Origin of the sequence: Microcoleus sp. A003_D6, from assembly GCF_036702825.1 — a bacterium.
GTDB lineage: Bacteria > Cyanobacteriota > Cyanobacteriia > Cyanobacteriales > Microcoleaceae > Microcoleus.
In genome coordinates this window covers 62,118-75,776 of sequence record NZ_JAUBWA010000009.1, presented here as the reverse complement: position 1 = coordinate 75,776, position 13,659 = coordinate 62,118, and the positions used below count along the sequence as shown (strand labels likewise).

Sequence of the window (13,659 nt, the reverse complement as noted above, 5' to 3'; positions counted from 1 at the left end):
GTTCCTGCTCCTTTGATTCAATGCTGCAAGTCAATTCTTCAATCGAAAATCTCAAATCGAAAATTGACTGAGTGCCGTTGGCGTGTTGGCAGATTTTAAGGTAGGCTGCTTAAGAGTCGCAAATATGAGAGCGAGTCCAGCCGTGGCAGTAAAAGTCGAAGAATTACTTACAGCAGAAATCAATCAGCCTGCTCGTTATCTGGGAAACGAGTTGGGGGCGGCGCGCAAGCCTTGGGATGGGGCGTCTGTGCGCTGGGTGCTCACTTACCCTGAAGTGTATGAAGTTGGTGCTTCCAATCTGGGGCACATCATCCTTTACAACATTTTGAACGCTTTGCCGAGACAGTTGTGCGATCGAGCTTATTTGCCCGCACCAGACTTGGCAGCAAAACTGCGATCCTCTCCGAGGGCTGCGCTAGCGACCAAAACTCCCCTGTTTGCGGTAGAATCCAGGCGATCGCTCACAGAATTTGATATTCTGGGCTTCAGCCTCAGCTACGAACTCGGAGCCACAAACATTCTAGAAATGCTGGATTTGGCCGGCATTCCCCTAACTTGGAAAGAAAGAGCGACAAATGACCAAAACGGTCAAATGCCGCTGATTTTTGCTGGCGGGCAAACGGCAACTTCCAATCCCGAACCCTACGCTGACTTTTTTGACTTCATCGCTTTGGGAGATGGAGAAGAATTGCTGCCAGAAATTGGCTTGATTTTAGAAGAAGGCAAAACTAATAATTTGAGCCGAGAAGCATTGCTGCTGGATTTAGCGCAAATTCCAGGCGTCTACGTCCCGCAATTTTACGATATGGCGGCCGACGGTTCTGTTAGTCCCAACCGCCCGCAAGTTCCCGATCGAATTCTGCGCCGCGTGGCGACTCCGATACCAGCTTATTCGATCGGGCTAGTTCCCTACGTCGAGACAGTACACGACAGACTGACAGTAGAAATCCGCCGCGGTTGTACTCGCGGCTGCCGCTTCTGTCAGCCGGGAATGCTGACTCGTCCCGCGCGCGATGTCGAACCACAGCAAGTCGTAGAGGCGATCGAAGAAGGCATGAAAGCCACCGGGCACAGCGAGTTTTCCCTGCTTTCCCTCAGTTGTTCCGACTATCTGGCACTCCCAGCAGTCGGGATGGAAATCAAAAACCGCCTGAAAGATAAAAATATCTCTCTGTCTCTACCCAGCCAGCGGGTTGACAGATTTGACGATAACATTGCCGACATTCTCGGCGGCACGCGCCAAAGCGGTTTGACTTTTGCCCCGGAAGCTGGTACTCAGCGGATGCGCGATATCGTTAACAAAGGTTTGACAAACGAAGAATTGCTTCGCGGTGTCAAAACTGCGGTCGATCGCGGCTGGGATAAAATCAAGCTGTATTTTATGATCGGTTTGCCCGGGGAAACAGATTTTGATGTTCTGGGCATCGCCGAAACAGTCCGCTGGCTGCACCGGGAATGCAGGGTGGATGGCAGGCGGGGACTGAATTTTAATTTGACAATTTCTAATTTTACGCCTAAGCCTCACACTCCTTTTCAGTGGCACTCGGTTTCGACTGCTGAGTTTTCCCGCAAGCAAAAACTCCTGAAGGAAGAATTTCGGGGGATGCGGGGCGTAAAAGTGAATTACACTGACGTGCGGATTTCGGCAATGGAGGATTTTGTCGGACGGGGCGATCGGCGTTTGGGCCCTGTAGTCCGCCGCGCTTGGGAACTCGGCGCGGGTATGGATGCGTGGTGGGAAAGTTTGGATCGGGCTTACAAAGCTTGGACTCAGGCGATCGATGAGTCGGGCCTTACCTGGAAATACCGCCAAGTTGAAAGCGGTGAGTGGAATCTTTTTGATGGGGAAGAAGGAAGTTCGGCAACGGATTTTGTAACGGATGTAACGGATGTAACGGATGTAAGTCGGAAGCAGGAAGAAGGAAGTTCGGTAACGGATTTTGTAACGGATGTAACGGATGTAACGGATGGAAGTCGGAAGCAGGAAGAAGGAAGTTCGGCAACGGATTTTGTAACGGATGTAACGGATGTAACGGATGGAAGTCGGAAGCAGGAAGAAGGAGGTTCGGCAACGGATTTTGTAACGGATGTAACGGATGGAAGTCGGAAGCAGGAAGAAGGAGGTTCGGCAACGGATTTTGTAACGGATGTAACGGATGGAAGTCGGAAGCAGGAAGAAGGAAGTTCGGCAACGGATGTAACGGATGGAAGTCGGATGGAAGTCGGAAGCAGGAAGCAGGAAGATTTTCCGAATTCTCCCCCTCTCCCCCTCTCCCCCTCCCCCCCTCTCCCCCTCTCCCCCTCCTCCCCTCTCCCCCTCTCCCCCTCCCCCACTCTTCCCCTGTTTCTCGATCGCCCTTTACCTTGGGATCATTTAGATACCGGAATTGACAAAAACTGGCTGAAAATAGACTTGCAAAAGGCTTTGGAAGCGGCGACGGTTCCCGACTGTTCCTTTGAAGGGTGTTCGCGCTGCGGGGTTTGCGGCACTGATTTCGGACACAATGTGGTTGTTGATGCGCTGCCAATTCCCGATTTTGCTGGCGAATTTGTGCCGAATACGGAGCGGAAACAGCGTTTGCGGGTTTGGTTCGGGAAGGTGGGCGATATGGCTTTGGTGGGTCATTTGGATTTGCTCCGATTGTTCGATCGAGTAGTTCGCAGAGCCGATTTGCCGATTTCGTTTACCGGCGGGTTTCACCCGAACCCTCGGATTTCTCTGGCAAATGCCCTGCCTCTGGGCGTTACCAGCACTGGGGAAATTGCGGATTTTGAGCTGACTGAGCCGATCGATGTTGAGAGTTTTCGGGAAAAGTTGGCCGCTAAGCTGCCGGAAAATATTCCGATTTACAAGGTTGAGTCGATCGATCTCAAGGCTCCTTCTGCCAGTCAGTTGTTGGAAGCAGCGGAGTACCTGATTACTGTGGCTGTAGCGGGCTCGTTGGCAGAAAATGGCGAATTAGACCGGGAAAATTCTGCTGCTGTCTCCGTCGCGGATAGTGCCAACTGGGAAGAGTGGGTGAAGACGATCGCCGAAACCGAGGCTTTTTGGCGGGTGCACACTACTAAGTCGGGAAAGACTCACGATGTCAATTTGCGCGATCGGCTGCACAAACTCGAACTTTTAGAGCGCAAACAAGACAGCAGCGCCTCTGCTAGGGGTGTTACATCCGAAGGTAGAGCCGTCTTGCGCTATACCGGCAGTTGTCGCAACGACGGCAACTTGCTCAAGCCAGAACATATTGTTTTCATGCTCGAACAAGTCAGCCAGCAGCAAATTCAGCTTCTGCAAGTTCAGCGCAGTCAGCTAATCCTGGGTTATGGTTAAAATAGGGAAGCCGTCGTGGAATATTTCACATTCGGCTCTCGATCGGGATGTGTCGTTGCACGCTATAATTGCTTGTTATGGAAGCTGCGGCGGCTCGAGCGCTTTAGTCGCTCGCCGCTAAGAGTCAACCAGCAACGCGGGCTGGGTGCAAACTGCTTCTGTTCAAGAATTCAAGCCTTTTTGTTTCACGGGCTCTCATCTAGCGCCAAATCCGCAGGAGCGGGTTCTGAACCAAGTTGAGCGATTAATTTCGACCGATCGACTGGTTGTCGATCGTCGGCTTACTCAAAAATCTTACGGTTCAAATCGCAGAGCGGGTATTCAACAATAGATGTTTTTGACCCGTCAAAAAACGGAGATAAGCCCCCGACTTAAGTCGTTCGTGGAGAACCAAAAATTTGAGATTTTAGACTAAAGTTCAAGCTCCCACATTCATCTGTGGAGTAAATCTAAAATCTAAAATCTAAAATCGACTGACGAGGTTTTAGGGTTGGCAGGGGCGGAGGTTGCAGTCGAATGGCAAGCTGAATTCAGTTGAGTGCTATGGGCCGATCGCACAAGCAGACGGCTGTAGGGACACGGACTGCCGTGTCCCTACCAGACCTCTGTACTTTCTTACTTTCCCTCGAAACCAGCCCTCAACCACCACCACGCAAGCGGAGTTATCAGTTTTTTGTGTTGAGTTGTGTGTTAAGAAATTGGTACGGTGTCACTGAATTTATTCGCGCTCGTTCAAAGGAAGAGTTGCAAAGGTTGAATTTTGAGTGGAATAGTTTGCAATTCACCAATCAAAATTCAATATTTATAACTCTGTAAAAGCGTCCTTATTTCTATCTTCCAGCTCAGTCTGCGAAGCATAACTCATAACTGTGTACGGGTGGATTTAAGCACTTTATCTGTAACAGTTAAAAGTTAACAGTCAACAGTCATTCCACCCTGCACCAACTCACAGCTAATAACTCTTCAAGCTACTACTAATTACAGTTAAAGTCAGAGGCACTCAAGAGTGCGTAAGTGTCTCTAACTTGCTGCCAGTTTTTTGAGGAAATTGAATGACAAAGCAAATAGTTATAGCAGAGCAGCATCGCATTGCTGCCGTCTTTTCAGAAGATCAAATCCAAGAACTCGTGGTAGCCACAGGCAGCCACCAAGTCAGCGACATTTACTTGGGAATTGTCGAGAATGTACTCCCCGGAATAGATGCGGCCTTCGTCAATATTGGCGACCCCGAACGCAACGGGTTCATGCACGTCACAGACCTCGGCCCGCTGCGGCTCAAACGATCGGCAGGAGCAATTACAGAACTCCTGACCCCCCAGCAGAAAGTGGTGGTACAGGTGATGAAAGAACCGACGGGCAGCAAAGGCCCCCGGTTGACAGGCAACATTACCCTGCCGGGCCGCTATTTGGTACTGATGCCCTACGGCAGGGGAGTCAATCTGTCCCGCAGGATCAAGTCGGAAGCCGAGCGCAACCGCCTCAGAGCTCTGGCTATTTTGGTGAAACCGGCCGGGATGGGGCTGCTGGTGCGCACCGAAGCCGAAGGGATGACGGAAGAAGCCATCATGGAAGATTTGGAAGTCCTCCAAAAACAGTGGGAAGCCGTTCAACTCGAAGGCGGTACCTCGCGGGCGCCAGCACTGCTCAACCGCGATGACGATTTTATCCAGCGCGTGCTGCGGGATATGTTTAGCAGTGACGTGAATCGGATTGTGGTGGACTCGCAAAATGCAATTAAGCGGGTCAAGCAGCAGTTGATGAACTGGAACGGCGGTAAACTTCCTGCGGGAGTTTTGATCGACCACCACCGAGAGCGTGCCTCGATTTTAGAATTTTTCCGCGTTAACGCTGCGATTCGAGAAGCCCTGAGACCGAGGGTGGATTTGCCTTCGGGGGGTTACGTGATTATCGAGCCGACTGAGGCGCTGACTGTGATCGATGTCAACTCCGGCTCGTTTACTCGATCGGCCACGGCTCGGGAAACGGTACTCTGGACAAATTGCGAAGCAGCAACGGAAATTGCTAGACAACTGCGGTTGCGCAATATTGCCGGGGTGATTATTGTTGACTTTATCGACATGGAATCCCGCCGCGATCAGTTGCAGGTGCTGGAACATTTCAATAAAGCTCTCAAAGCTGACAAATCTCGACCGCAAATCGCTCAACTGTCGGAATTGGGACTGGTAGAACTCACCCGCAAGCGCCAAGGTCAAAATATTTACGAGTTGTTCGGCCACACTTGCCCTACTTGCAGCGGGTTGGGTCATCTGGTGCAACTCCCGGGCGAAGAAGACATGGCCCCAGCGGTGCGGGAATCGGGCGATCGCACTGTCGCTACCTCGAACCGGGTGATGTTGAACTTGCCAGAAGGAGTCGAACGCCGCAGCTTGACGCCTGTGGCGGCTGCAACTCCTGCACCGGTGCGGGAAGAACGCCTCCCCGAGCCTGCTCGGGCTGCTTGGGAACCGTCTAGCGAAAGTTTGGATTTTGAGACCGGCAGCAACGCCTCGTCTTTGGACTTGCTCAACCATCCCAGCTATCAGGATTTGGGGAACGGAACCAGACGGCGCCGCCGCCGGCGGATTGGTGAAGAGCCTTTTGCCCTCCCGGTGGAGGAGGAACCGGTGCGCAGCAAGTTGCGGCTGCCGAATACTTCGATCGCGCCCGTCGCGGAGACGCGCTCTGAGTATCTCGCACCCCCCGGCATCCGCGCAGCTTCGGAGGGCTTCGGGCTGGTGAATATGGCGACTGTTGGCAGGCGCGAGGAGTTCGATCGCGTGCGTCCAACTAAGTCTGAGCTGCTGAAGCCGATGGTGGAGCCTCCCGAAATGATTTCGGTGGAAATGACACCGGAGGAGCAGGATGTTTATGCTCTGATGGGGGTTTCTCCTTTGGTGCTTGCGGATCGCAGCGTGAAAAATCCTAAGAATGCGATCGTTTCGGTGACTCTCCCCGGAGCGGCCCCGAACAAGCCGCCTTTCGAGCAGCTCGAATTTGAATTTGAACCGGCGGCGCCTGCTGAAGATGTTGAGGAACGGGATTATTATCCAGAACTCTCGGTAGTTGAGCCTGCATTTTCTGAGAATGATGATGATGATGAGGAGGATGATGATGATGATGCTGAAATTTACGGCGCGATTTCGATCGACGAAACTGATGATTTCGATCGGATGGAGGAACCCAGCGATGTAATGGGCTTCTCGAATCAGGCGATCGAATTCAATGAGCCGATCGAATTCAATGAGCCGATCGAATTCAATGAGCCGATCGAATCCAATGAACCCGAAGAACCTGCTATCAACCGCCGCCGCCGCCGCCGCTCATCTGCCCTTTTGGATGAATAATTATGAAGGAAGAGGGGAAAAGGAACAAGCAAGAAGCGAAAAAGAAGAACAACGAAGAAGTAGAAATTTTTACTCTTTTCCCATCTTTCCGTCTTCCCCTTTCCCCCTCTCCCTCAAACTCTCTGGTAATTGCAGGTGTGGATGAAGTCGGAAGGGGAGCTTTGTTCGGGCCAGTGGTGGCTGCGGCCTGCATTTTGCCCGACGAAGTTCTTGATGAATTAGCACGTTGCGGCGTGCGCGACAGCAAGCAGTTGAGTGCCGCAGCCCGGAGTCGGTTAGCTGTGAAAATCCGGGCTGTGGCTGTTGACTGTCAAATTGGTGCGGCTTCGGTGCGGGAGATCGATCGCCTCAATATTTTGCAGGCTTCTTTGTTGGCGATGAAACGGGCGATTCTTAAGCTGAGTGTGACTCCTGATTTGTGTTTGGTTGACGGCAATCAAAGAATTCCTAATTTGTCGATCGAGCAAGAGACGATGGTAAAGGGTGATGCGCGATCGATTCAGATTGCTGCTGCTAGTATTGTGGCTAAAGTTTGGCGCGATGAATTAATAACTCGCTTGGCTGTTAAATATCCTGAATATGACTTGACAAATAACAAGGGATATGGCACAGCTAAACATAAATTGGCTTTGGAGCGTTGCGGTGCATCTGTCTTTCACCGGGTGTCATTTAGCCCTTGTCGAAAATCTTAAAATTGCCGTGGAAAACCTAATTAAACGTAAAATGCCATAGCTGTTAGATACCCGACTTCTAAAAAAAGTCGGGTATCTGGGTATTCTGTTTTTTTAGCCGTTGCTCGCTTAGAGGTGTCTTAGTCTCTTCCCAAAATTATCATTTTCAGCCTCCGGTAGCATCTATAAAATCTTTATTTAACTTTGCACCATGACTGATAATATGTTAACAATTCCCAGCTATCGCCCGATCGAGCAAATCTATAATGGCTCTAAAACACAGGTTTATCGAGGACTTTCTGAGTCAAACCAAAAAGTAATTATCAAACTGCTATTGAGCGAGTATCCCACTTTTAGCGAACTCGTGCAGTTTCGGAATCAGTACACCATTACCAAAAATCTTGACCTGCCGGGAATTGTCAAACCCATTGCACTCTTAAACTACCGCAATGCTTTTGCTCTGGTAATGGAGGATATTGGCGGTGTTTCCCTTGCTGAGTATACTGCTAACCCAGAGCAATTAGATAATATCCTATCGAGTAATTCTGAGATTGCCTTCCCCCATACTTCCCCCCTACCGCTAGATGAATTTCTGCCGATCGCCCTTCAGATTGTCCAAACCATAGAAGGATTATATCACAACCGAATTATTCACAAAGATATCAAGCCCGAGAATATTCTAATTAACCCCAAAACCAAAGAAGTTAAATTAATTGACTTCAGCATTTCCTCACTTCTACCCAGAGAAAACCAGGAGATCCAAAATCCAAACCTCTTAGAAGGAACCCTAGCTTATATGTCCCCAGAACAGACGGGACGGATGAATCGAGGGATTGACTACCGCACGGATTTTTATTCATTAGGAATCACATTTTACCAATTGCTAACAGGGCAATTACCCTTTAACTCTACCGATCCGATGGAGCTAGTTCACTGCCATATTGCTAGGATGCCAACTCCCCCGATCGATCTGATTCCAGCTATCCCGGCGGTGTTGAATAACATCATTATGAAAATGATAGCCAAAACTCCAGAATCGCGCTATCAAAGTGCTTTTGGACTGCGGTACGACTTAGAAAAATGCTGGCAGCAATGGCAAGAGAATGGGAAGATCGGCCAGTTTGCCTTGGGGAATAGGGATATTTGCGATCGCTTCGTGATTCCCGAAAAACTCTACGGCAGAGAAGCTGAAATTAAGGCGCTACTAGAAGCATTCGATCGAGTCAGCGAAGGCACTTGCGAAATCATCCTGGTGGCGGGCTTTTCCGGCATTGGTAAAACAGCCGTCGTCAACGAAGTTCACAAACCCATTGTCCGCCAACGGGGTTACTTCATTAAAGGTAAATTCGACCAATTTAAGCGCGATATACCCTTCTGGGCATGGGTGCAAGCATTCCAGAATTTAATCCGACAATTACTTACCGAAAGTGCTGCCGAGGTGCAGAAATTGCAGGTCAAAATATTAGAGGCGTTGGGTGAGAATGCTCGAGTCATTATCGATGTCATCCCAGAATTAGAACGACTAATTGGCAAGCAGCCAGAAGTGCCAGAACTAGAGGGAACTGCCGCTCAAAATCGCTTCAATCTATTATTGCAAAATTTCATCCGAGTCTTAGCGACAAAAGAGCATCCTTTAGTAATTTTCTTAGATGATTTGCAGTGGGCAGACTCAGCTTCATTGAAGCTAATGCAATTGTTGATGAGCGAGACCAATACCCGCTATCTGTTGTTAATGGGAGCGTATCGCGATAACGAAGTGTTTCCCGCCCATCCACTGATGCTGACATTGGATGAGATTCGCAAAGACTCGGCAACAGTAAATCAAATTACTTTAACACCCCTAGATCGACCTTCCCTAAATCGCCTGATTGCCGATACCTTCTCTTGTCCAATAGAAAGGGCAATGCCTTTGACTGAACTGATTTTTATCAAAACCAAAGGCAATCCTTTTTTTGCAACTAAATTTCTGATTTTTTTGCAAACAGAAGGATTTATCTCATTTGATTTTAGTAACAGGTATTGGCAGTGCGACATTGCCAAATTGAGGGCGCTTTCTTGGACTGATGATGTCGTCGAGTTTATGGCGATTCAGTTGCAGAAGTTGCCTGCAAATACCCAGCAAGCTTTAAAACTTGCAGCTTGTGTGGGCAATCAATTTGACTTAGCAACGCTGGCAGTTGTCTCTAAAAAATCCGAGTCGGAAACAGCAGCAAATTTGTGGCCAGCACTGCAAGAAGGATTAGTTATTCCCATCAGTGAAGTATACAAATTCTTTGTGGAATCTGAATCAGTTGAAATTCCCCAAGTATGTGAGTTATCCGTTCCCTACAAATTTTTGCACGATCGAGTGCAACAAGCAGCATATTTTCTGATTCCCGAATCCCAAAAACAGTCAACTCACCTCGAAATCGGGCAACTGCTGTTGAGGAAGGGCGGGCACGGGGGTACCGCCCCTACGGAAGCAGAAAAAGAAGAGAAGATTTTTGATATTGTCAACCAGTTGAATATTGGGGTAGAGTTAATTACCCATCAAATAGAACGGGACGAACTCGCTCAGTTGAATTTAATTGCCGGACATAAAGCTAAAACTTCAACTGCTTATGCTACGGCCCAAAAGTATTTAACTGTAGGTATAGAACTCCTAGATATTGAGTGTTGGCAGAACCATTACAATCTGACTTTGCAACTCTATGAAGAAGCCGCAGAAGCGATGTATCTGAACGGCGATTTTGAGCAAATGGAGCGATTAACAGAAATAGTTATCCAAAAGGCAAATACAATCTTAGATAAAATCCAAGTTTATCAAGTTAAAATTCAAGCTTTGAAAGCACAGAACCAAATCAAACAATCTTTAAATTTTGGGTTAGACATTCTAGAACTATTGGGGATATATCTACCTAAAGATCCGGAACCGACAGAAATTACCCCGGCTTTTGAAGAGACGCAATTAACTTTACAGGGGAAACGCATTCAGGACTTAATTGACTTGCCTGACATGACAGACCCGCAAAAACTGGCAGCGACTCAGATATTGTTAAAACTCTGTCCTGCTGCCTACATGGTAACTCCAGTTTTGTTGCCGCTGATTACTTTTAAACAAATTCAGTTAGCCCTTGAATACGGCAATGCACCAACTCATACTCATGCTTATGCTAATTATGGACTGATTCTCTGCGGAGTCATGGGAGAGTTAGAATCGGGCTATCAATTTGGAGAACTGGCACTAAATCTGCTCGAAAAACTCGATGCTAAGCCTTTCAAAGCTATGACGCTATTTGTAGCAACTTACTTTACAAAGCATTGGAAAAATCATGTTAAGGAAACGTTCAAACCCCTGTTATCTGCTTACTTTAGCGGTTTAGAAACAGGAGATTTAGAACACGCTGGCTATTCAGCACAAAGGTACTGTTACCTTTTGTACTTTAGTGGTTCTGCCGAACTGTCAAGGGTTGAACTAGAAATGCAAACCTACAGGGATGCCTTCACAAAGATGAATCAGGAGAGCATTCTTCAACTGCATCAAATTCACCATCAAGTTGTATTAAACTTGCTGGGAATGACGGAGAATCCTTGCTATTTAATCGGTTCAGTTTGTGATGAAGCTAAAATGTTACCGCTTCATATTGCTAACAATTACAGAATAGCTTGTTACTATTTTTACTTAAATAAGTTAATCCTTTGTTATCTTTTCGATCGCTACCGCGAAGCGGTGGAGTATTGTGCCGCAGCAGAACAGTATTTAGATGCGGGAGTAGCTTCGATATTGTTGCCGATTTTTTATACCTACGATTCTCTCTCTAAGTTGGCTGTGTATTCTGATGTAAAAGTTTCCGAAAAACCAATAATTGTCGAAACTGTAATTGCCAATCAGGAAAAAATGCAAAAATGGGCGAATCATGCTCCGATGAATTATCTGCATAAATTCTATCTCGTAGAGGCTGAACGGCATCGAGTTTTAGGGGAAAATTTCGAGGCAATGGAAATGTACGATCGCGCCATCAAAGGAGCTAAAGAAAACGAGTACATTAACGAAGAAGCACTCGCCAACGAACTCGCCGCCAAATGCTATCTCGGCTGGGGGAAAGAGAAATTTGCCCAACTCTACCTAACTGATGCTTACTACGCCTATGCACGGTGGGGAGCCAAGGCAAAAGTTGAAGATTTAGAAAAACGCTATCCCCAATTACTGGCGCCTATTTTTAATCAGAAAACTAGCTTAAATACAGGCGAGACAATTGCCCAAATGATGACTGTAAGTGTTGCAAGTACCAGTTCAGGCGTGTCAGGAATTCTGGACTTGGCAACAGTAATTAAAGCCTCTATATCAATGTCAGGAGAAATAAACCTCGATAGTTTGCTATCTACTTTGATGCAAGTGATGATTGAGAATGCGGGAGCAGAAAAAGGTAGTTTGATTTTGCAAGATGGAAATTTACTCTTCGTTGCTGTTAGCTGTTCGATCCGTAAAACGTGCAGCCTAGAGTCTACTTTAGTTGCTGACTCTACGGAAATTCCGATCGCCCAGATAAACTATGTCTGGCGCACTCAAGAAACCTTGGTAATTAATGATGCTGCGGCTGAGAATAAATTTGCTGCTGACTCTTATATCATCGAGCATCAACCAAAGTCGATTTTGTGTATGCCGATTCAACATCAAGGAAAAACGATCGGCATTCTTTACCTAGAAAATAACCTAGTAGCCTGTGCATTTACTCCCGATAGGGTAGCCCTCTTAAAAGTCTTGTCCTCCCAAGCAGCCATCTCGATCGAAAATGCCCAACTCTATGCCAACTTAGAAGCCAAAGTCGAAGAACGCACCCAAGAACTCCAGCAGTCAGAAGCTCGTTTTCGACAACTTTACGAGCAATCTGGCGATGCTATTCTGCTGTTAGATGGAGACGCTTTTATCGACTGCAACCCCGCAACGGTAAAAATGATGCGCTGCAATGACAAAACACAGCTTCTTTCCCTACATCCGGCTCAACTTTCCCCAGAGATTCAACCCGACGGTAGAAACTCTTTTGAGAAAGCCAAGGAAATCACCGCCATAGCCTTCTCGCGAGGCAGCCATCGGTTTGAATGGATGCACCAGCGCACCGACGGAGAAGATTTTTGGGTAGAAGTATTGCTGACTGTAATTCCTTTAGATGGTAAGGAAATTTTACACACGGTTTGGCGAGAAATTGGCGATCGCAAACAAGCTGAATCAGCTTTGCACTCCAAAAATCAGGAACTAAGCGATGCTCTCCAACAACTGGAAGCCACCCAAGAAGGACTGATTCAATCAGAAAAAATGGCAGCTTTAGGACAACTTGTGGCGGGAGTTGCTCACGAAGTTAACACACCCCTCGGTGCGATTCGATCCTCAGCCGGAAATGTTGCCAAATTCTTGAATCAAACCCTAGAACAGTTGCCCGCACTTTTTCAATCTCTCTCCCCAGAAGCAGGGCAGAACTTCTTAGAATTACTTCAGCGATCGCTCCAACAAGAAGCAACATTATCAACCAAAGAAGAACGCAAATTGAAGAGAGCTTTAAGGACTCAACTGCAAGAATCAGAGATTGACAGTGCCGATACTGTTGCCGATCGATTAGTCATAATGGGGGTTTATAATGAAATCGACACTTTTGTTCCCCTGCTGCAAAGAGCAGACAGCTTGCACCTCTTAGAAATCGCCTACAAACTTTCCGAATTAAAAAGAGGTATTGCTACTATCAACACAGCCACAGATAGAGCATCAAAAGTAGTTTTTGCCTTGAAAACCTATGCCCGCTACGAACAGTCGGGCGAAAAAACAGTAGCCAGCATTACAGAAGGCATTGAAACAATCTTAACCCTCTATCAAAATCTACTTAAACAGGGAGTTAAGGTCATCAAAAACTATGCCGAAATCCCGCCGATACTGTGCTATCCCGACGAATTAAATCAAGTTTGGACTAATTTAATTCACAATGCTTTGCAAGCAATGGGTTATCGAGGCACGCTAACAATTGAGTTAACTGCTCAAGATTACCAGGCTAAGATTAGCATTAGCGACAGCGGTCAGGGGATACCAGAAGAGATAAAAGCGAAAATATTTGAGCCATTTTTTACTACTAAGCCGGCAGGAGAAGGCAGCGGATTGGGACTAGATATTGTGAAGAAGATTGTTGACAAACATCAGGGAAAAATTGAAGTGGAATCAATTCCGGGTCAAACCACATTTAATGTTTTCCTGCCCATGAGCGGCCTATAAGCAGGTCAATCGATTTTAGATTTTAGATTTTAGATTTTAGAATTGAAGCATTGACCCCACGGATAAATTCGGGGGGCAAGT

The 13,659-nt window shown here is 47.4% G+C and carries 4 protein-coding genes; all 4 read left to right on the top strand.

Annotated features, from left to right (window positions below; genetic code table 11):
- The first annotated feature begins 142 nt into the window (after window positions 1–142).
- The 4 genes from QUB70_RS04725 to QUB70_RS04710 all read left to right on the top strand — a co-directional run bounded on the left by QUB70_RS04725 (window position 143) and on the right by QUB70_RS04710 (window position 13,578).
- Entirely contained in the window at window positions 143–3,328 is a 3,186-nt protein-coding gene (locus QUB70_RS04725; protein WP_332978657.1) for a TIGR03960 family B12-binding radical SAM protein, read from the top strand.
- A 1,052-nt stretch (window positions 3,329–4,380) separates the two neighbouring features.
- Window positions 4,381–6,672 carry an Rne/Rng family ribonuclease gene (locus QUB70_RS04720; protein ID WP_332978656.1) on the top strand — a complete coding sequence of 764 codons (2,292 nt, stop codon included), beginning with the start codon at window positions 4,381–4,383 and terminating at the stop codon, window positions 6,670–6,672.
- 2 nt (window positions 6,673–6,674) lie between these two features.
- Window positions 6,675–7,364 carry a ribonuclease HII gene (locus tag QUB70_RS04715; RefSeq protein ID WP_332978655.1) on the top strand — a complete coding sequence of 230 codons (690 nt, stop codon included), beginning with the start codon at window positions 6,675–6,677 and terminating at the stop codon, window positions 7,362–7,364.
- A gap of 190 nt (window positions 7,365–7,554) precedes the next feature.
- Complete coding sequence (locus tag QUB70_RS04710) at window positions 7,555–13,578, top strand: ATP-binding sensor histidine kinase (RefSeq protein ID WP_332978653.1); 6,024 nt, start codon at window positions 7,555–7,557, stop codon at window positions 13,576–13,578.
- The last annotated feature ends 81 nt before the right edge of the window (window positions 13,579–13,659 follow it).